The 23,192-nt window shown below is 29.8% G+C and carries 12 protein-coding genes; 10 read left to right on the top strand and 2 right to left on the bottom strand.

Features of this window, described 5'->3' with window-relative positions; genetic code table 11:
* Nucleotides 1–3: 3 nt before the first annotated feature.
* Nucleotides 4–1,275: a sensor histidine kinase gene (locus tag CHB63_RS08700; RefSeq protein ID WP_089378060.1), complete on the bottom strand. Its 1,272-nt coding sequence runs from the start codon at nucleotides 1,273–1,275 to the stop codon at nucleotides 4–6.
* 269 nt (nucleotides 1,276–1,544) lie between these two features.
* Here CHB63_RS08700 and CHB63_RS08705 point away from each other — a divergent pair, with 269 nt between their 5' ends.
* Nucleotides 1,545–1,988 carry a hypothetical protein gene (locus tag CHB63_RS08705; RefSeq protein ID WP_089378061.1) on the top strand — a complete coding sequence of 148 codons (444 nt, stop codon included), beginning with the start codon at nucleotides 1,545–1,547 and terminating at the stop codon, nucleotides 1,986–1,988.
* 356 nt (nucleotides 1,989–2,344) lie between these two features.
* On the top strand, nucleotides 2,345–4,375 hold the full coding sequence (locus CHB63_RS08710; RefSeq protein WP_089378062.1) for a glycosyl hydrolase family 95 catalytic domain-containing protein: 2,031 nt from the start codon (nucleotides 2,345–2,347) through the stop codon (nucleotides 4,373–4,375).
* Between the two features lie 96 nt (nucleotides 4,376–4,471).
* Here CHB63_RS08710 and CHB63_RS08715 read toward each other — a convergent pair whose 3' ends face one another.
* A complete protein-coding gene (locus CHB63_RS08715) occupies nucleotides 4,472–5,491 on the bottom strand; it encodes a LacI family DNA-binding transcriptional regulator (RefSeq protein WP_089378063.1) in 1,020 nt (339 codons plus the stop codon).
* Nucleotides 5,492–5,878: 387 nt separating this feature from the next.
* Between CHB63_RS08715 and CHB63_RS08720 the strand changes: the two genes are divergently transcribed.
* The 8 genes from CHB63_RS08720 to sov all read left to right on the top strand — a co-directional run bounded on the left by CHB63_RS08720 (nucleotide 5,879) and on the right by sov (nucleotide 23,183).
* A complete protein-coding gene (locus tag CHB63_RS08720) occupies nucleotides 5,879–7,111 on the top strand; it encodes an MFS transporter (RefSeq protein WP_089378064.1) in 1,233 nt (410 codons plus the stop codon).
* Nucleotides 7,095–8,963 (top strand): trehalase family glycosidase, encoded by a 1,869-nt coding sequence (locus CHB63_RS08725; RefSeq protein ID WP_089378065.1) that lies wholly within the window; start codon nucleotides 7,095–7,097, stop codon nucleotides 8,961–8,963. The genes CHB63_RS08720 and CHB63_RS08725 overlap by 17 nt, the downstream gene beginning before the upstream one ends.
* A gap of 219 nt (nucleotides 8,964–9,182) precedes the next feature.
* Nucleotides 9,183–10,613, top strand: coding sequence for a sucrose phosphorylase (gene gtfA / locus CHB63_RS08730; protein WP_089378066.1), 1,431 nt, complete (start codon nucleotides 9,183–9,185; stop codon nucleotides 10,611–10,613).
* Nucleotides 10,614–10,686: 73 nt separating this feature from the next.
* Nucleotides 10,687–11,931 carry an MFS transporter gene (locus CHB63_RS08735; RefSeq protein ID WP_089378067.1) on the top strand — a complete coding sequence of 415 codons (1,245 nt, stop codon included), beginning with the start codon at nucleotides 10,687–10,689 and terminating at the stop codon, nucleotides 11,929–11,931.
* Entirely contained in the window at nucleotides 11,931–12,809 is an 879-nt protein-coding gene (locus CHB63_RS08740; RefSeq protein ID WP_089378068.1) for a carbohydrate kinase family protein, read from the top strand. Before CHB63_RS08735 ends, CHB63_RS08740 begins: the two co-directional genes overlap by 1 nt.
* 419 nt (nucleotides 12,810–13,228) lie before the next feature.
* Nucleotides 13,229–15,505, top strand: a complete 2,277-nt coding sequence (locus tag CHB63_RS08745; RefSeq protein ID WP_089378069.1) for an NADP-dependent malic enzyme — start codon at nucleotides 13,229–13,231, stop codon at nucleotides 15,503–15,505.
* Between the two features lie 40 nt (nucleotides 15,506–15,545).
* The gene (gene ruvA, locus CHB63_RS08750) at nucleotides 15,546–16,127 is read left to right on the top strand and encodes a Holliday junction branch migration protein RuvA (protein WP_089378070.1); all 582 of its coding nucleotides are present in this window, start codon (nucleotides 15,546–15,548) and stop codon (nucleotides 16,125–16,127) included.
* Nucleotides 16,128–16,130: 3 nt separating this feature from the next.
* Nucleotides 16,131–23,183, top strand: a complete 7,053-nt coding sequence (sov, locus tag CHB63_RS08755) for a T9SS outer membrane translocon Sov/SprA (protein ID WP_245856874.1) — start codon at nucleotides 16,131–16,133, stop codon at nucleotides 23,181–23,183.
* Nucleotides 23,184–23,192: the final 9 nt, after the last annotated feature.

The following is a 23,192-nucleotide window of genomic DNA, read 5'->3' on the forward strand; positions in this document are numbered from 1 at the left end:
TATTTAGGTTTTAACCAATGGTAATTTAATTGTAATTGTGGTTCCTTTTTGCAATTCACTTTCTAAATCAATTGTTCCTTTATGCAACGTTACAATTTTTTTTACATAATTTAAACCCAATCCATATCCCTTTACTGTATATAAATCGCCAGAAGAAACTCTAAAATGTTTTTTAAAAATATTCTGTTGATCCTTTTTATGAATACCTATACCATTATCTTTAATAGAGATATGTAGTTTGTTGTTTTTTTGCTCACTTTGGAGTACTATTTTTGATGAAGCAGATTTGTATTTTTTTGCATTATCTAATAAATTATTAATTGCATTTATTAAATGCATTAGTTCACAATTTAAAGTATAAGGTTTATCTGTAATTTGGTAGGTAAATGTTACATCTTCCATTTTTGAAATAGCACTAAATTCTTCGCATAATTTTTTTAAATGAGGAGTGAAAGCTGTTTTAGTAAATTGTAAGGCATTACTTTTTTTATCTAAACTTGATAATTGAAGTACTTTATCTATATGTTCTTTTAAGCGATTGTTTTGGTTTCTAATAATTTCTATATAGATTTTATTTTTTTCATTTTCTTGTTGTTGTAACATTTTTGTTGCCAAACCAATTGAAAAAACGGGAGTTTTAAGTTCATGCGTAAGATTATTTATAAAATCATTAGTCATTGTAATAATGCCTTGATGCCAATAAAGCGATTTTAAAACCCAAGCAACCATAAAAATAATGGATACTAAAAATATAAAACTGGGTATATTTAAGCTGTTTAGCTGAAATAAAAAATACTCATTAATTTTGTTGAATTGTAATTCTAAACCTACATTTTTATCTGCTAAATTTGGGAGGTATCCAAATAAATCGATTGTGTATTTTTTTAATTTGGCATCATTTTCTTTATAGCTTTTAGATTGTAATTTTAATTCAGACTCCCTAACATAAAGCTTATATGAGAAATCGGTTTTAATTCCATTTTCTAAAAGCCGATCTTCTAAAAAACTATGTAAAAAATAAATAGATGCATTTTTTAAACTATCTAATTCTGTATCAAAATAAGTATCATCATTGGTAATTGCTTTTCCCAATAAAAAAGTGAGCTTATTATTATCAGCTAAATCAGATTTAATGGTTTTAATGGTTTTTCCAATATTTTGATTAAACCGAACTTGAGCCAGATTCAAACCAATTTTCAGGTAGTTGTATTGAATAACAATTAACCCAATTATTGAAACCATAAAAATGATGATATAAATACTCTTTTTTTTCAAATTTTAGATTATAATTTAGACAAGGAAAAAATTAATTACTTTTTGAAATTTGCAGGCCTTATTTAAAGTTAAAGATATGTAAATATAATTTTATGAAGTTTAAAAAAGAGAAGCTTTTATGTTGTGGACAAGAGAAATATTCAAAAATTAGCTTTTCAAAATCTTTTTTAATCTTTTATTAATATCATTAACTTTTTATTAATCTTTTTTATTTTTTATTGAATTTTTGATACTTTTAAAACGGTAGTTTTGACAAAAGATAAAAACTTATGAATTCAAAAAACACAACTTTTAAATCACTTTATATAACTATTGGTTTTGTTTTTTTTGTTTTTGGAATATTGAAATTTTTTCCAAGTTTAAGTCCGGCTGAACAATTGGCTGAGCAAACAATTAATAAAATTACATTTGGGTTAGTAAGTGGAAAATTCGCGCTATTTTCATTAGCAATTATGGAATCACTATTAGGTATTGCTTTCATATTTCAACTTAAGAAAATGGTAATCATTCACTTTGCACTTTTTCATATGTTTTGTACATTTTTACCATTTATTTTTTTTCCAGAACTGACTTTTAATTCTTCCTCAACATCATTTTCAATTGTGGGTCAGTATATCGTCAAAAATATTATTATAATAAGTGTCCTTCTAAATTTAAGATTAGCTTATAAAGCTAATTTCAAAACAGATTTAGTGATTTCGGGATCTGATTAGCAATATATCGCTTTAATATATTTAGAATTAACTTTTATAAGTTGCTTTTAATTTTATAGTCGTTTTATAAAAAGAATTTAAGTTGGATTAACTTATAATTACGCAGTTTTTTTTCTACTAATTTTACGTGTATTTAAAATAGCAAATGAAGTGACAGTTGTACTTTTATTAGAATTTGTTTTTATTAAAATAGCATTGTATAAAAATATGTAGACAAAATCGAAATCGTTTTCGGTTTTGTTTAAACAAGTAAAAGTTCAATATCTATAATTATCTTTTATATTCCCGTAAATTAGTAAATAAAGAATCATCTATTAATTTTATAGCATGGTTAAAACTTTAAAATATTCAAAAAAATGAAAAACTGTTTACATCTAATTCTTTTGCTACTTTCTACTTCAATAATTGGTCAAAATGATGCTTGGAATATATCAACAACAAATAGTGAAAACTATACAGGAATAGTTGTTGCTAATGGCCGAATTGGATTGTTACCTTCAGAAAAACCTTTTGAAGTTGAACACATTATTTTAAACAATGTTTTTGATAAAGCATCTCCATTAGGTGTTAGTAAAATTTTATTAGGAATGAATTTTGGAAATCTTGAAGTTGAAATTGATGGTGAGAAAATTACAGAAGAATTAATGAGTAATTGGAAACAAACCTTAAATATGAAAGAAGCTTCATTTACAACTTCGTTCACCTTTAAGGATAAAGCTGAGGTTTCTTATACAATTTATGCACTTCGAAATGTGCCATATGCTGGATATATTGATGTCAAAATTCAGGCTAAAAAAACTATAAAAACCAAAGTAACAGGTAAAATTATTACACCAGCGGAGTATCAAAATCCAATGAGTACGTTTAGAGTTTTAAAGGATTTGGAAACCACAATGCCAATTCTTCAAACTGTTGCAAAAAGCCGATTGGGTAGGCATACAGTAGGTACTTCAGCAACATTTATTTGGCATGATATAAATTCTTCAAGAATAGATCAACGTCCGGAATTAATTCATAATAAAGTTTCTGGATATGATAACAGATTGTCTTTTGAAAAAGAAATTAAAAAAGAATCTTCACTTGATTTTGCTTGGACTGCGGCTCAATGTTCAACTCAAGATTTTTTTGATCCACAATCTGAATCAGAACGATTTGTAATTTTTAATTTGTTAACTCCAAAAGAAGACTTGTTAAAACAGCACAAATCACTTTGGGAATCGCTTTGGGAAGGAGATATTATTATTGAAGGAGATTTACAATCCCAACAAGATATTCGTTTAGGATTGTATCATTTATATTCTTTTGGGAGAGGCGATTCAGATTTAAGTATTTCACCAATGGGATTATCTTCTCAAGGATATAACGGTCATATTTTTTGGGATACAGAATTGTGGATGTATCCTCCACTGTTGGTTTTAAACCAAGATATTGCCAGATCTTTAGTAAACTATCGATCAGATCGATTGGAGATTGCAAAAAAGAAAGCACTAAATTTTGGATTTAAAGGTGCAATGTTTCCTTGGGAAAGCGATGATACAGGAGAAGAAGCTACACCAGCTTGGGCCTTAACAGGGACATTTGAACATCATATTACAGCAGACGTCGCAATTGCTTTTTGGAATTATTACAGAGTTACTAAAAATAAACAATGGTTAGCAGAAAGAGGATATCCTATTTTAAAGGAAGTTGCAGATTACTGGGTGAGTCGTGTTACAAAAAATAATGATGGAAGTTATTCTATAAAAAATGTTGTTGGGGCTAATGAATTTGCTCAAAATATTGATGATAATGCGTTTACAAACGGATCGGCAATAACTGCATTGCAATTTGCCCAATTGGCAGCAAAAGAATTAGGGATTGCGATAAATCCAAATTGGAAAAAAGTTGGAGATAATATTATAATTCACAAATTTCCTGATGGAACTACAAAAGAGAATAGCACTTATAATGGTGAAATTATTAAACAAGCCGATGTTAACTTATTAGCTTACCCATTAAATATTGTAAGTGATAAAGAAACCTTGTTAAAAGATTTAAATTATTACGAAGCTAAATTAGCTGAAGAAGGTCCGGCAATGGGAAAATCTGTTTTTTCAGTAATTTACGCCAGATTAGGAGATGCTGAAAATGCTTTTCGATTATTTAAACAAAGTTATGAGCCTAATAAACGACCACCTTTTGGAGCACTTTCGGAGGCTGCAACAAGTAATAATCCTTATTTTGTGACGGGTGCAGGAGGTATGCTACAAACTGTTTTATTTGGTTTTGGAGGATTGCATATTACTGAAGATGGAATTATTCAAAAAAATCCAATCTTGCCTAAACAATGGAAATCCTTAACTATTACAGGAGTGGGAAATAATAAGAAAACTTATATAGTTAAATAAGATACTGATTTAAAAGTGAGTTTCAATAATACTGAGTCTGTAGAATTTTTTAAATATTTCGACAGGCTCAATATGATAGGATATACTTTTTTCAAATTAAGAAGAATTTCTTATTACTAAAGAAGTAGGTAAAACACAAGTTTGAAATGAATAAGGGATCCCTTTATTTATACATTTTATTTCTTCAATTAAAATTTTTGTAGACTTTTTACCCATTTTAAAACCAGGTTGAGTAACTGATGATAAACTTGGAGTTATAACTGACGACATAAACCAATTACTAAAGCCAAATAAGGCAATATCCTCGGGGATTTTTATGTCATTTTCTTTTAAATATTTAAGAATTCCAACAGCTACAACATCAGTAATTGTAAAAACGGCATCAATATCGTTGTGTTCCTCCAGCATTTTTTTAGCATTATTATAACCATCATTAAAATCATCATTATTATCACATATATATACTAATTTTGGATCAAATGGAATACCATGGTCTACTAGAGCTTTTCTATAGCCTAAAAACCGGTCTATTGAAATTTGTGGATTTAAGGATCCTCTAAAATGAGCAATTCGTTTATATCCTTTTTCAATTAAATAGCTAACAGCATTATATGCAGCTAATTTATCGTCAATTACAACTTTAGAGCATTCAACAAGTTTGGCAATTTTATCAAACATTACAATTGGAATCTTTTTTTGTAAAATGGCATTAATATGATCAAAATTAGGAGTGTCATTAGAAAGAGAAATTAAGATACCATCAACTCTTTTTTGTTGCAAAAGAATAAGCTGTTTTTTTTCCAATTGATAGTTTTCATTCGATTGTAATGTAATCACCAAATACCCGTGTTTTTTTGCTTCTTTAATAATACCATCCATAACTTCAGAAAAAAAGTGATGTACAATTGCCGGAATAATTACCCCAAGTGTTTTGGTTTGTTGTGTTCTTAAATTTACAGCAACTGTATTTGGAATGTAATTCATTTTTTTAGCCATTTTTAAAACAGCTTTTTTTGTAGAAGAACTTACATCACTGTAGCCTTTTAAAGCTTTTGAAACTGTTGCAACAGAAATATTTAATTCATGAGCAATATCTTTTAAAGTAGTAGGTTTCATTTAAGATGATTTTTTTTTAAAGTTATTTAATTTATTTGAATTCTTCCGTTTCATTAAACTAAATTCACATTATTATTTTTTGTTTAAAGGGATTCCGAAATCGTTTTCGCTTCTTTCGAAATCGATTTAGATTGCAAAATTAAGCTCAATAGGATTATTACATTTACATTAGGATAATCAAAAAAATAAGTTGATGGTAAAACCTTTTTGGGTGGTTAGTTTTTAGGAAGAGAAGTGAAGTGCTCTATAGCTATAATTTTAACCTTTCCTACACTTACATTTATAGTTTCTCATACTAATGTAAGAATTAATAAAAAACACCCCATGTAAGTGTAAAGTTTTACCTAATAACTTGTTTTAAAACTTGATTATAAAACTAACAATTAAATGAAAAATATAGGAATAAAAACATCACTGTATTTAAATTATTTTGTTTTCGCTATTTTATTAAATAGTGTTGGGATTGTAATTTTAAAATCATTAGAAAATTTTGGAGTTGATGAAGTGCAAGCTAGTTCATTGGAATGGTTCAAAGATATTCCAATAGCTATTGTATCTTTTTTAATAGCTTCCTTTTTACCTCGAATTGGTTATAAGAAAACAATGTTAATTGGACTATTTATTTCAACAATAGCCTGTTTAATGATGTATTTCGGAAATTCGTTTTGGTCAGCAAAAATACTATTTGCATCCGTTGGAGTTTCATTTGCTTTAATTAAAGTTTCTGTATATTCTGTTATTGGATTAGTAACTAATAATACCCAGGAACATAACAGTTTCATGAGTTCTATTGAAGGTGTTTTTATGATTGGAATTGCATTGGCTTATTTTTTATTTCCTGCTTTTAATTCCAGTACAGATCCTAATGCCTGGATTAATGTTTATTTGTTACTTGCAGTGATTACAATTGTTTCATTTGTTATATTATTTTTCACAAAGTTTGATGAGGGGAATGAAATCCCAGGGGTAGATTTAAAGGATGATGTTAGACAAATGATGTTGCTATGTACAAAATTTCTTATAATTATATTTATATGTTGTGCCTTTTTGTTTGTGATGGTTGAGCAAGGAATTATGACTTGGTTACCAACATTTTACAAAAGAGTTTTGGAGCTTCCTCCAAATGTGAGTATTATGATGTCGAGCATTTTTGCATTGTCTTTAGCCGCTGGTAGAATTGGAGCAGGAATTATTTCAAAACATATTAAATGGGTATATATTTTAACCTTTTGTATAATTGTTGCAATGATAATGGTAATTTTTATACTCCCTAAAACTATAGAAGTTGAAGTAGGTGCAATTGAATCTATTTTTGACATTCCATTAATTGGTTTTGCATTTCCAATAGTTGGACTTTTTATTGCTCCAATTTATCCTTTATTAAATTCTTCAGTTTTAAGCGCTTTACCTAAAAAATTACACAGTCCAATGACTGGTTTAATTGTTGTTTTTTCTGCTTTAGGAGGAACAACAGGATCAACTATTATTGGGTGGTTATTTAAAAATATGGGTGCAGAAAAAGCGTTCTTTTATACACTTATTCCAATGGTATTACTTTTAGTTTCCATAGTGATACTTTATAAATTAACAAAACAAAAAAAATATGACGTTGCAAATTAACCCATCAGCAGCGCTGAAAAATTTGTTGGAGCAAGAGGATCTTGACGGAGATAAGAGAATTACTATTGATGATATCGGACCAAAAAAATTTGATATTGAACAAGTTAATGGAAATCTATATACTATTGAAGGAACCTATTTTTTATCCAATTTGTTGCAAGAATTAGCATTAGCAATTAAAAAAGGTAATAAAACAAATGTAACTATTTCATTAGATAATATTTTTGAAGAACCTTCTCATAGAATTTCTCGTTTAATAAAAGAAATTTATTGGGATAGTTTAACTAGAAATATGGATAAAAAAGGCCTTTTGAAAGTTCTTTTAGATGAAAAAGTATCACAGGAATATTTTTATATATATGTTCCTTTCAACGATAAAATAGCATTTGAATATTATACACAAATATCAAAAGAAATTACTAAAATAAAGGTTGTTAAACTCCCCGAAATTATTTCACCAGAGTTTGCATTAACAATAAATAATAAACCTGGTTTGCTAAGTTTAGCGTTGGTTGAAAAAAATAAAACTATAAAAGGAGAACCTTTTGTTGTTCCTGGCGGACGATTTAATGAAATGTATGGCTGGGATAGTTATTTTGAATCAGTTGGTTTGCTCAATGACAAAAAATTTAATTTGGCAAAAGGAATGATTGAGAATTTCGAATATCAAATCAATCATTATGGTAAAATATTAAATGCAAACAGAAGCTATTATTTAACACGCACACAACCGCCTTTTTATTCTTCAATGATTAAGGAATATATTGAGAAAACAAAAGTAACTAAATCTTGGATTCGTCAAAAGTTAAATACAGCTATTCAAGAGTATGAAACTGTTTGGATGGTTGAAGGAAAAAGACTTAGCAATAATGGGTTGAATAGATATTTTGCTGAAGGAATTGGTTTTGTTTTTGAAACTGAAGAGGGACATTTTAAGGAAATAATAGAATATTATGCTAAAAAATTTCAAATACCATATAAAGAATTTGAAAACGACTATAAAAATAGAGAAATTGACTGTCCTGAATTAGATGAATATTTTTTGCACGATAGAAGCTTAAGAGAAAGTGGGCATGATACTTCAAATCGTTTGGTAAATAAGTGCGCTCATTTAAACACTGTAGATTTAAACTCATTACTCTACAAATACGAAACTGATTTTGCTAAAATGATTGAAACTTATTTTAAAGGTGAGTTTACAAGTTCAAAAAATAAAATATATACAGAAAAATATTGGCTGAAAAAGGCTAAAAACAGAAAGAAACTTATAAATGAAAATTTATGGGATCACAATAAAGGAATGTATTTTGATTACGATTTTAATTTAGATCAAATTACAGATTTTGAATCAGCTACAGCATTTTATCCCCTTTGGGCAAATGCAGCATCACAAGAACAAGCAAATCTATTGGTTAAAAATTTATTACCATTATTAAAATGCAAAGGAGGAGTTGTTAGTTGTACAGAAAATTCACGTGGAATTATCGATGCTGATAACCCTGGAAGACAATGGGATTATCCGTACGGTTGGGCACCGCATCAAATGATGATTTGGAGAGGCCTACTTCAATATAATTTTAAAAGGGAAACTAAAGAGTTGGTTTACAGGTGGTTGTGGTTAATAACAAAAAATGCGGTAAACTATAATGGAACAATTGCTGAAAAATACGATGTAGTAAATTGTACACATAAAGTGGCAACTGAATACGGGAATGTAGGTACTAATTTTGCCTATATACCAGATGGTGGTTTTGGCTGGATGAATGCTTCTTACCAATATGGAATGTCAATTCTCACAAAAAAATTAATTAAAAAATTAGATGATTTAGTTGATCCAGACGAATTATTCTAAAAAATAATAGAATTAATTATAAAGGTCTTTTAAATCGAAACCGATTTCGGTTGATATTTCGTCCATTTAAACTATAAAATAGACATTCAAAATGTGATAACCTTTATTTTTGGACAGGTTAGGTTTAATAATCTAACCTTATTAATATCAAGTAATATTGATTTAAATAAAATTATGAGATATGGATTTCACCTTTAATTATTATCAAAAAAAAGCTATATGAAAAATCAAGTGCAATTAATAACATATGTTGATAGATTAGGATGTAAAAGCATAGCAGACTTAAATTCTTTATTCAAAAATGAATTAAAAGGTCTTTTTGGAGGGTTACATATTTTACCTTTTTATTACCCTATTGATGGAGAAGATGCAGGTTTTGATCCAATTAATCATAATTTAATAGATCCTCGTTTAGGTGATTGGAACGATTTAAATGAATTAAGTAAAGAGGTTGATATTATGGCTGATTTAATTGTAAATCATGTTTCGGCAAAATCAATTCAATTTCAAGATTATCTTCAAAAGGGAAAAGAATCCAAATATGCTAAGTTATTTTTAACCTACGATACCGTTTTTCCAAATGGAGCCACCGAGGCAGATTTGTTGAGTATTTACAGACCTCGCCCAAGTCTTCCGTTTACAATGGTTAAATTAAATGACGGAACAAGCAAATTAATTTGGACAACATTTACAAGTAATCAAATAGATATTGATGTAAATAGTGAAATAGGAATTAAATATTTAGAAGATATTTTAGAAACTTTTCAAAAAGGAGGTGTAAAAATGATTCGTTTAGACGCTGCGGGATATGCCATTAAAGAAAAAGGGACTTCATGTTTTATGATTGATGAAACCTATGAATTTATAAACAAATTAAGAGCAAAAGCAAAAGCAAAAGGAATAGAGGTTTTGGTTGAAATTCACGCTTACTACAAAACTCAAATTGAAATTGCGAAAAGAGTAGACTATGTTTATGATTTTGCGTTACCTGTTTTGGTTTTAGATACTCTTTTTAATAAAAATGCATCAAGTTTAAAAAAATGGTTGGAAGTGAGTCCAAGAAATGCCATTACTGTATTAGATACGCATGATGGTATTGGTATTGTAGATGTTGGAGCGGAAGGAGGCAATGCAGGTTTAATTGAAGGTGCTATTTTATCTAAAATTGTAGATCAAATGCACATTAACAGTAAAGGAAATAGTTTGAAAGCAACAGGTGGTGCTGCATCTAATTTAGATTTGTATCAAGTAAATTGCACTTATTTTGATGCTTTGGGAAGAGATGAAAACGCTTATTTGATGGCAAGAGCAATTCAATTTTTTGTACCAGGAGTGCCACAAATTTATTATGTAGGTTTATTTGCTGGTGAAAATGATATGGAATTGTTAGAAAAAACAAATGTTGGTAGAGATATAAACCGTCATTATTTCACTAAAGATGAAATAGCAGCAAATTTAGAAAGACCTTTGTTGATTGAATTAAAGGAATTAATGTTATTAAGAAATAATCATAATGCTTTTAATGGCGATTTTAGCGTTGTTGAATCAGCAGAAAATATCTTAAACGTAATTTGGGTAAATAAAAGTTATTGGGCGGAATTATATATTGATTTAGAAACAATGAAAATGAATGTTAATTCTTCTGAATAGAAGAATTATAAAATTAATAGGAATCAAAAGAACAATCTATTTCTTATAAAAGATTTTAAAAAAATTAAGAATTATGAATCAACAAACTGAACAAAGAGAATCTAATCTTAAAAATGTTAAATGGCTTACTTATTTAATGTTTATGATGTTTGCCATGACTACCGATGCTGTTGGGGTTATTATTCCAGAAGTAATGAAAGAATTTAATTTATCAATGACAGCGGCTGGCCTTTTACATTATGGTCCCATGACAGCTATTGCTTTGGCAGGAATATTTTTGGGGTTTTTGGCAGATAAAATTGGACGAAAAAAAACCATTGTTTTAGGATTAATATTATTTGTAATTAGTTCTTATTTATTTTTGTTAGGGAATTCATTTGGATTTTTTATAGTTCTATTAATGATTTCTGGTGTTGCAATTGGTATTTTTAAAACAGGTGCTTTAGCACTTATTGGCGATATGTCAAAATCAACTAATGAACATACTTCAACTATGAATATTGTAGAAGGTTTTTTTGGTGTTGGAGCAATTATAGGTCCTTTTTTGGTAAGTTATTTTTTAACCCGAAATGTTGATTGGAAATGGTTGTATGTTGTTGCTGCTACTTTGTGTGTAGTACTTATATTAATTGCGTTGTTTTCAAAATACCCTGAAACAAAAAAAAGTACTGAAGAGCCAATAAATATCAAGCGCACTCTTAATATGGTGAAAGATCGATATGCATTAGGTTTTTCAATAGGAGCCTTTTTGTATGTTGCAGTTGAAGCGGCGATTTATGTTTGGATGCCAACATTAATTGCAGATTATGACGGAAGTTTCTTGTTTCTAGCTACATATGCATTGCCCATCTTTTTTATTTTACGGGCAGGAGGAAGATTTTTAGGAGCTTGGATGCTAGAACATTTTGATTGGACTATTGTAATGTCCATTTCTAGTTTCGCAATATTATTGTGTTACTGTTTCAGTTTTATTAATGAAACAGCAACTGTTATTTTATTGCCACTTTCAGGCTTATTTATGTCGGTAATCTATCCAACAATAAATTCAAAAGGAATTAGTTGTTTTCCAAAAACCAGTCATGGTTCTGTAGCAGGAATCATTTTGTTTTTTACTGCTGCGGGAGCTGCAATTGGCCCATTATCTATGGGTGTTGTAAGTGATATGTTTGGATCAAATGCTAAATATGGTTTTATGTTAGCAACGTTATTAGCGGCATTATTATTTATTGGATTCCTTTTAAATATGATATTTAAACCAACCTATGTGCGTATATCAAAGTTAAATGAAAGTGAGTATGAAAATTTAAATAGCATATAATGTCAGATAAAAAATTTAATGTAATTGGTATTGGAGAATTACTTTGGGATGTTTTTCCTGAAGGCAAAGAATTAGGAGGAGCTCCGGCAAACTTTGCATATCACACAAATTTTTTTGGTGGAAATGCAACAATTATTAGTGCTTTAGGAAATGATGAACAAGGAAAAGAAATTAGAAAATTATTAACCGAAAAGAAATTAAATAATTTAATAAGTAATGTGGATTATCCAACAGGGTGGGTTTCTGTAGAACTTAATAATGGTATTCCTAATTATATAATCCATGAAAATGTAGCTTGGGATTATATTGAACTTAATAAGGAAGCTGTTACTGCTTTAAAAAGAGCAGATGCTATTTGTTTTGGTTCATTATCTCAACGCTCTCAGGTTTCATTTAATACAATTCATAAAGCATTACATATTGTTCCTGAAACGGCTTTGAAAGTATTGGATGTAAATTTAAGACAGTCTTTTTATTCTAAAAGTATAATTGAAGAATCTTTACGTTGTGCAAATATTTTAAAGTTGAATGATGAAGAATTGGTAGTTTTAAGTGAAATGTTTTATTTAGCTAATTCTCAAAAAGAGGCTTGTATCCAACTTTTAAACCAGTTCAATCTTAAATTATTGGCACTAACAAATGGATCGAAAGGTAGTATTTTATTTATGGGCGACGAAATTTCATTATATCCAGTCCCAAAAATTAAAGTTGTAGATACTATTGGCGCCGGTGATTCATTTACAGCTTCAATGATTATGGGAATGTTAAATAAAAAACCATTAAAACAAATCCATAAAGAAGCAACAGAACATGCAGCTAAAGTTTGTATGAATAAAGGAGGGACTCCAAATTTAATTGAATCGAAAACCTACTTTTAATTAAATTACAAATTTAAATCCAAAAAAAATAAACTGCTTTTGAAAATTTTAAAATGTTCATTTAGAATTTATTGAACAATTGATAGAATTAAATAAATTCATCCTTGTTATTTGGGGAAATTGCTATCATTCTAAATAATCCATAATAATATGGATTTTAAATATTAACAAAACATGTTTGAAAAAAAATTCACGAAACTTTTTTTTTACTTTTTTAATAAAACTAATATTGAACCAATTAATTCTTAAAGGTTTATAATAAAACTGTTTTATTATTAAATTAAATAATTTTAGTTATTTATTTTGATTTTTTATTAAAATGTAACTTTTATTACGTTTTCGTAACTAGATGTGTAAAAAAAGGGTGTGTTTATAATTAATGTGTAAATTTGTTTACTATTTCACTTTAATTATATTTTATGAGTAATTCTAAAAAAAAGAATGAAGCTTTAGACTATCATCAATATCCTTCTCCAGGAAAAATACAAGTAGTTCCAACTAAAAAATATTCAACTCAACGAGATTTGTCTTTGGCATATTCTCCTGGTGTAGCGGAGCCTTGTTTAGCAATTGAGCAAAATCCAGACGATGCTTACAAATACACATCAAAAGGAAATTTAGTAGCTGTAATTTCTAATGGGACAGCGGTTCTAGGATTAGGGGATATAGGTGCTTTAGCAGGAAAACCTGTAATGGAAGGAAAAGGATTGCTATTTAAAATATTTGCAGATATCGATGTTTTTGATATTGAAGTTGATACTAAAGATGTGGATAAATTTATTGAAACCGTAAAAAATATTGCTCCTACTTTTGGAGGAATAAACCTTGAAGATATTAAAGCTCCTGAAGCTTTTGAAATTGAAAGAAGATTGAAAGAGGAGTTGGATATTCCTGTTATGCATGACGATCAGCATGGAACAGCAATAATATCGGCCGCAGCTTTAAAAAATGCTGTAGAGATAGCAAAAAAAGATATATCTAAAATAAAAATTGTTGTAAACGGAGCAGGTGCTGCAGCAATTTCTTGTACGCGTTTGTATTTAGCATTAGGTGCAAAAAAGGAGAACGTTGTAATGTGTGATAGTAAGGGAGTAATTAGAAAAGATATTAAAAATTTGTCATCACAAAAAGCTGAATTTGCTACTAACAGAGATATTTATTCATTGGATGAGGCAATAGTTGGTGCAGATGTTTTTATTGGGTTGTCTATTGCAGATGTTTTTACACCTGCAATGTTGTTAACAATGGCTAACGATCCAATTGTATTTGCTATGGCCAATCCAAACCCGGAAATTGGATATGATTTGGCAGTACAAACAAGAAAAGATGTGATTATGGCAACCGGTCGATCAGACCATCCTAATCAGGTGAATAATGTACTTGGATTTCCATTTATTTTTAGAGGAGCATTAGATGTTAGGTCTACTAAAATTAACGAAGAAATGAAAATGGCTGCTGTTCATGCGTTAGCTAATTTGGCCAAGGAATCTGTTCCGGAACATGTAAATATTACGTACGGTGAAAAAAACATTCAATTTGGAAGAGAATATATTATACCCAAGCCTTTTGATCACAGATTAATTACTGAGGTTCCACCAGCGGTTGCAAAAGCTGCTATGGACTCTGGTGTGGCAAGAGAGCCCATATTAGATTGGGAATTATACAAAGAAAACTTAGCCCAAAGGCTAGGAACAGGAAGTAAATTAATGAGAATGCTTTCAGCACGCGCTAAATCAAATCCTAAAAGAGTTGTATTTGCAGAGGCAGATCATTTAAATGTATTAAAAGCTGCTCAAATCGCACATGAAGATGGGATTGCAATTCCAATTTTACTGGGAAGTGAAAAAATAATCAAAGAATTAATGTTGGAAATTAATTTTGAAGGCGATGTAGAAATTATTGACCCAAAATCTGATGATGAAAAAGAACGAAAAGATAGATTTGCGAAAATTTATTGGGAGAGCAGAAAACGTAAAGGGATTACCTATATTGATGCTAGAAAATTAATGAGGGAGCGCAATTTTTTTGCTGCTATGATGGTAAATGAAGGTGAAGCGGATGCCTTAGTTTCAGGATATTCTAGAAGTTATCCAAGCGTAGCAAAGCCAATGATTGAATTAATAGGTAAAGCTGAGGGAACAAATCGAGTAGCTGCTACAAATATTTTAATGACAGCAAAGGGTCCAATGTTTTTTTCAGATACAGCCTTTAACATCAATCCAAATGAAGATGAACTGGTTCAGATTTCGATAGAAACTGCTAGAGTCATGAAGATTTTTGGTATAGAGCCTGTATTAGCAATGGTATCCTATTCTAATTTTGGATCAGCTGAGTCAAAATCTGCTTCAAAATGTGCAGATGCTGTTGCCTATTTACATCAGCATCATCCTGATATAATAATTGACGGAGAAATTCAAGCTGATTTTGCAATGAGTAGAACTTTGAGAGACGACAAATTTCAATTTTCTAAATTATATAAGAAAAAGGTTAATGGCTTAATTTTTCCAAACTTAAATTCTGCAAATATTAGTTATAAGTTAATTAGTAAATTAAATGATATAGAATCTATTGGTCCAATTGTTATGGGTATGAAAAAACCAGTCCAAATTTTAGCTTTGGGATCAAGTGTAGATGAGATTGTTAATATGGTTTGTGTAGCGGTTGTTGATGCTCAAGAAAATAGTAAAAAACAATAATAATTTTATTACATTTGATTCTGAATAGAACCAATGTAATATGATAACTCATTTAAGAGGAAAATTAGTAGAAAAGAATCCAACTTTTGTAGTTATTGAGGCGAATGGAGTAGGGTATTTGTTAAATATTTCATTAAATACTTTTTCTTTGTTACCAAATGATGAAGCTATATTTTTATATACGCATTTATCAATAAAAGAGGATTCACATACTTTATTTGGTTTTATTTCAAAAATAGAACGCGAAATTTTTAGATTACTAATTTCTGTTTCGGGTGTTGGACCTAGTATTGCAAGAACCATGCTATCTTCAATGACTACAGAAGAAATACAACACGCAATTGCATCTGGAAATGTGGGAATTATTCAATCTGTAAAAGGAATTGGAGCTAAAACTGCGCAAAGAGTTCTTATAGATTTAAAAGATAAAATTCTAAAAAGTTATGTAATTGATGAAGATTCCGTTGTTCAAAGCAATACGGCAAAAGAAGAAGCGTTATCAGCATTAGAAGTTTTAGGTTTTTTAAGAAAACAATCTGAAAAAGTTATAGACAAAATTTTATTAGAAGATAAAACATTTGGCGTAGAGGTTTTAATAAAAAAAGCGCTTAAAAATTTATAAGATTTGAAGGACACAAAATTTATATTTAAAACATATATTTTATTTTTTTTATTGTTGTTTTTTCAAATGACAATGAATGCCCAAGTTCCACCTACAACTGTTGCAACAGATGTTGACACGCTTAAAGTTGAGAAAGTTAGTGATTCAATTAAACTAAAATACCCTTTTACAAATAGTCAAGAAGGGAGTTTGTTTTTAACAGACCCTGCAAAATCAGAAATTATTTATGATACGGAGTTAGGCAAATATATTATTATTGAGAAAATTGGTGACTACTATATGAAACGGCCAATTTATATGTCTCAAGAGGAATATAAGAACTACAAGCTTAAAAAAGATATGCTTGAGTATTATAAAGGAAAAATTAGCGCAACCAATAGTAAAAAGAAAGGTAGTGCGGATGCTCAAAAAAACTTATTGCCAACATATTATGTAGAGTCAGATTTTTTTCAATCAATTTTTGGGGGTAATACAATAGAAGTTAATCCGCAGGGATCTGTGCTGGTTAAAATGGGAATGTTGTATCAAAAAGTAGATAATCCTCAATTATCTGAGCGAAATAGAAGTAGTTTTACTTTTGATTTTGACCAAGAAATTAGTGCTAGTATCCAAGCAAAGGTTGGAACAAGATTGAAAGTTGGTGCACAATATGATACACAATCAACATTCAATTTTCAGAATCAAATAAAACTGGAATACACACCAACGGAAGATGATATTCTTCAAAAAATTGAAGTGGGAAATGTGAGTATGCCACTTAAGAATTCGTTAATTGTTGGAGCTCAAAGTTTATTTGGTGTTAAAACACAATTACAATTTGGACGAACAAAAGTAACAGGTGTTTTTGCCGAGCAAAAATCTCAAACAAGATCAGTTGCTGCTCAAGGTGGCTCTACAATTCAAGAATTTGAATTACAAACTACTGATTACGATCAAAACAGACACTTTTTCATTTCTCAATATTTTAGAGATAATTATAATAAAGCTTTAAAAGATTTTCCATTAGTTAATAGTCCGGTTAATATTACAAGAATTGAAGTTTGGGTTACAAATAGAAATGCTACAACCTTGGATATAAGAAATATTGTAGCATTATCAGATATTGGTGAAGGAGATGCCACTAATATTGGACCAGCAAACGTTACGCCTGTTCCAGGTTCTTTGTTGCCATCAAATGATGCAAATAATATTTCTTCAATTTTAGATAATGTAAATCCGGTTAGAAATATTTCAACAGTTGGAAATGGATTGGCTCCTTTCTCTATGCAGCAAGGAAGGGATTATTCTGTATTAGAAAATGCAATTAAACTGAGACCTGATGAATATAAATTACATCCTCAATTAGGTTTTATTTCTTTAAATAGAAGACTTTCAGATTCTGATGTATTAGCAGTAGCTTTTGAATATACGGTGAGTGGAGATTCTAAAGTTTATAAAGTTGGGGAATTTACAAGTGACGGTATTATTGCACCAGATAATATTATTGTTAAGTTATTAAGAAGTGAAATTATAAGCACGCAAATTCCTATGTGGGATTTAATGATGAAGAATGTTTATTCTTTACAAACTTATAGAATGCAGCAAGATGGATTTAGATTAGAATTGTTATATGCTGATGATGCAACCGGAGTTCCAATTAATGTGTTGCAAAATGCACAAACGACTGGTATTGCGGACAGAACATTGCTAAATTTAATGGATATTGATCGGTTAGACCAAAATCAGTTTTCTGTTCCTGAGGGAGATGGGTATTTTGATTATGTGGAAGGATCAACTGTAAATTCAGAGAAAGGATATATTATTTTTCCAACAATAGAACCTTTTGGTAAAGATTTGGAGGTGAAATTAACCAATACTGCTGATGAAAATTATGTTTTTAAAGAACTTTACACTATAACGCAGTCTGAAGCTCGAAATAATTTTCAAGAAAAAGATAAATATTTAATTAAAGGATATCACAAATCTGAAAGTGCGAATGGAATTCCGTTGGGCGCTTTTAATGTTCCACAGGGTTCTGTGAGAGTAACAACCGGTGGGAGAGAATTAGTTGAAGGTGTTGATTACGTTGTAGATTATCAGATGGGTAGAGTTCAAATTGTAAATCCAAGTTTAGAAGCTTCAAATGCACCAATACAAGTTTCGGTTGAAAACAATGCAGCATTTAATTTACAAACAAAACGTTTTTTCGGAGTTGATATAGAACATAAATTTTCAGATAAATTTATAGCAGGTGCCACTTTTTTAAATTTAAATGAAAGGCCAGTAACTCAAAAGGCATTATTTGGTCAAGAACCAATTAACAATACAATTTTTGGGTTAAATGCAAATTATGGTACTGAAGTTCCTTTCTTAACTAAATTGGTTAATAAGTTACCAAATATAGATACAGATGTTGAATCCAATTTTTCAATCCGTGGTGATTTTGCATATCTAAGACCTGGGTCTCCAAAAAGAATAGAATTAGATGGTGAAGCTACTTCTTACGTAGATGATTTTGAAGGGTCTCAAATTCCGTTAGAAATTAAATCTATTCAACAATGGCATTTAGCAAGTACACCACAATATCAAACTCAATTTGATTTAGGTGGAAATGCATCGGATTTAACATATGGCTATAAAAGAGCAAAATTATCTTGGTATATTATTGATCCACTTTTTTATGGTGGTTCATCATTAAAACCGGGTAATATTGATAATAATGAGCTTTCACGTGCTGAAGTTAGAAGAGTGCGTTATGAAGAATTATTCCCAGAACAGGATTTAGATTTAACGCAATCTACAATTGTAAGAACATTAGATTTGGCATATTTTCCTAATGAAAGAGGAAGTTATAATTTCGACACAAATAATGTTGGTGCAGATGGAAAATTTACGAATCCGGAAGAACGTTGGGGTGGAATTACCAGAGCGCTTACTACTACAAATTTTGAACAATCTAATGTAGAATACATTCAATTTTGGTTGATGGATCCTTACGATCATTATTCAATTACAAATGCAGAAGGTCTACCAACAGGAATTAATCCAGATGATTTGTCCAATCAAGTTGGGGAATTGTATTTTAACCTTGGAAATGTTTCTGAAGATGTTTTAAAAGATGGACGTAAAATGTACGAAAATGGATTGCCAGAAGATCCTTTAAGCATTAATAATACTGATGAAACTATATGGGGGAAAATACCAACAAATCAGTCATTATTATATGCTTTTAGCGATAAGGATAATGAACGTTTAAATCAAGATATTGGATTTGATGGTTTAAATGATGAAGAGGAAAGGCAACTTTTTGGTACTGGATTCGGTCAAGATCCATCAAATGATAATTACAGTTATTTTAGAAGTTCAGAATATGATAATTCAGATGCTTCAATTATAACTAGGTATAAAAAATTCAATAATACTCAAGGAAATTCACCAACAAATAATTTATCAACAGAGAGTTATCCAACTTCCGCCACAACATTTCCTGATACAGAAGATATTGATAAAGATCAAACAATGAACTCGGTTGAGAGTTATTATCAATACAAAGTATCTTTAAATAAAGGTGATTTAATTGTTGGACAAAATAATATTGTTGATGAGAAAGTAGTTAATGTTAATTTAGAAGACGGTAGCCAAAAACAATTTAGATGGTTGCAATTTAGAATTCAGGTTAGCACACCAGATGAAGTTGTAAACGATATAACAGGCTTCAATTCCATTCGATTTATGAGAATGTTCTTAACCAAATTTAAAATGCCGATTGTTTTACGATTTGGGGAACTTCAATTAGTTAGAGGAGACTGGAGACGCTATACAAAAACATTAGATGAAAATATTGTACCATCGCAACCATTAACAAATAACGAGCTTCAAAACTTTGAAGTTGGTGTTGTTAATATTCAGGAAAATGAAGATAGAAATCCAATTCCTTATGTGTTACCTCCAGGAATAAAAAGAGAAATATTAAGAGGAAGTACAACTTTACAAAAGCAAAACGAACAATCTTTATCTTTAAAAGTAACAGATTTAGAGCCGGAAGATACAAGAGCAATTTTTAAGAATGTTCGTGTAGATTTAAGAATGTATAAACATTTAAAATTGTTTTTACATGCAGAAGGTGTTCAAACAAGACCGCAAGTTCAAAATGATGAATTAAAAGGAATTATTAGAATTGGTAGCGATTTAAATGACAACTATTATCAAATAGAAAAACTGTTAACAGTTTCTCAATATGGTGTCTCATCAGCAATTGATGTTTGGCCAGAAGAGAATAATATCGATGCTTTTTTAGAATATCTTGGAAAACTTAAATTGTTACGATTTGAAGAAGGTATTGCTCCAAATATTATTTATCCAGCCAACGGGATGCCATCGCCAATAGAAGGTTTAGAAGGATATGAAATAAGAGTTAAAGGAAATCCAAATTTATCGAATATTAAAACGATAATGCTTGGTGTAAAAAACGTTTCAAGTTCCACTCAAAGTGCAGAAGTTTGGTTTAATGAAATGAGAGTTGCTGAGTTTGATAATGAAGGCGGATGGGCCAGTGTAGTAAGCGCTGATGTTAATTTTGCAGATTTTGCAGATGTTGCCGTTACAGGGAGAATGGAAACACAAGGTTTTGGAGGTATTGAACAGCGAGTTAATGAGCGTAGTCAGGAAGATTCTAGGCTGTATGACTTGGTAACTAATGTGAATATTGGTAAATTATTACCTGAAAGTTGGGGAGTTTCATTGCCTTTAAATTATAGCGTTTCTGAAGAGGTTCAGGATCCAAAATATGATTCTCAATATCAGGATGTATTATTTGAAGATACAAATGTAGAAAATAGCCCAAATAGAAGCAGTAGCCAGGATTATACAAAACGAAGAAGTATCAGTTTAATAAATGTTAGAAAGCAATTTAATCCTAATTCTGAAGCAAAGCAACGTTTTTACAATGTTGAAAACCTATCTGTTTCTTACGCATATAACGAGACATTTCATAGAGATTATAATGTGGAAAAATTCGTTGACCAAAATGTAAGAGCTTCTGCTAATTATAATTATAGTTTTCAGCCAATGAGCATTGAGCCTTTCAAAAATTTGGGATTATTAAATAGCAAGTATTTCAAATTTATAAAAGATTTTAATTTCAATCTAATACCTTCTACAATTTCTGTAAATTCAAATGTATTTAGAACCTATAATGAGCAAATGTCTAGAAGTTTAATTGAAGGTTTACCTCAATTACCTACTTTAAAACAACGCCGTTTTATGTTTGATTGGGATTATACAATTGGATATAATTTAACAAGTTCATTACAGTTTAATTTTAGAGCTTCAAACAATTATTTGTACGATGATTTTAATGCAGCTGATGATATTCAAATATTTGATAATTTCTTTTCAATTGGAAGACCAGATCATTACCATCAAACATTAAATGGAACTTATAAAATTCCAATTAACAAGATACCTTTTTTAGAATTTATAGATGCGGATTATACTTATACAGCAGATTTTGATTGGCAGGCTTCATCTCAATCCTATGTTGATAAAGTTGGAAATGTTATTCAAAATGCCAACACGCATAATATTGGATTGGATTTGAATTTTGAGAAATTTTATAAGAATATTGGTTTAGAAAAATTATTTAATAAAAAGAAATCTAATTCAACCACAAGAAGTGAATCTGCAATAAAAGCACCAAATTCAACAACAAGTAGAAAGAGTAAATCTGTTGGTGGACAATTATCTAAAGGGTTTTATGGATTGTTAACTTCTGTAAAAAAAGCCAGATTTAATTATTCAGAAAATAATGGAACCTATTTACCAGGTTATATTCCACAAATAGGGTTTTTAGGACAAGATAATTTTAATGGAGGCGTTGCACCTTCTTTAGGTTTTGTATTTGGTAGTCAAATTGATATTCGTGAACAAGCGCTTGAAAATGGATGGTTAATTTCGCGTGGAATTGATGATCCTTATTATAACAGAACCTACAGTCGTACGCATATGAATAAGTTTGATGCTACAATAAATGTGGAACCTTTTCGAGATTTTGATATTGAATTAAGAGGTAATAAAACATATACAAAAAACACTTCACAACAATTAGACGTAGTTGATAATTTAATTAATGCGAATTCACCAGTTTCTCAAGTTGGTAATTTTATGATTAGTTATAATATGTTAAAAACTGCTTTTAATGATAGTGATGCGAATTTTGAAGAATTTAAAGCAAACCGAGCAATAGTAGCTCAAAGACTAGCTTCAGATTCAGGACAACCAATTGATGGATTTGGAGATACTAGTCAGCAAGTGTCACTACCGGCATTTTTAGCTGCATATACCGGACAAGACGCTTCTAAAATTGAATTGAGTGCCTTTAGAGATGTTCCAATTCCAAGTTGGCAAATAAATTATAAGGGATTAATGAAATTGAAATGGTTTAAAGATAAATTTAGAAGCTTTTCTCTTTCACATAGTTATGATTCCCGTTATTCAATTTTAAGTTTTAATAATAATTTAGAATATAATAATGAAGATCCGTACGCAGATACAGATATTGTTGGTAATTATTTTAACAAAACTTTATTTACAAATGTAGATTTAATTGAGGAATTTAGCCCGCTGTTAAAAGTAGATTTGAAAATGAAAAATTCCATTTCATTTACAGGTAGAGTGGATAAAGACAGAAGGCTAACACTAAATTTTAATAATAATACCATTACCCAAATGAAAGGGATGGAATATGTTATCGGGATGGGGTATCGATTTAAAGATTTAGCAATGAAATTTAGATTTGGCGGTAAACTAACCAAGTTAAAAGGTGATTTAGATATAAGAGCAGATTTATCTTTAAGAGACAATAAAACTGTTATTAGAGCTATTGATGAAGATAATAATCAGGTAACAGGTGGTCAGAGATTACTGTCATTTAAATTTTATGCAGATTATGCGCTTAGTAAAAGCTTAACTGCAACATTTTACTTTGATCAAAGTTCATCTAAATATGCCATTTCAACAACTTTCCCAAGACAATCAGTTAGTTCTGGGCTAAGTATTAGATATGTATTAGGAAATTAATAAACAAAC

It is taken from the genome of Lutibacter flavus, from assembly GCF_900188355.1.
GTDB classification, from domain to species: domain Bacteria; phylum Bacteroidota; class Bacteroidia; order Flavobacteriales; family Flavobacteriaceae; genus Lutibacter; species Lutibacter flavus.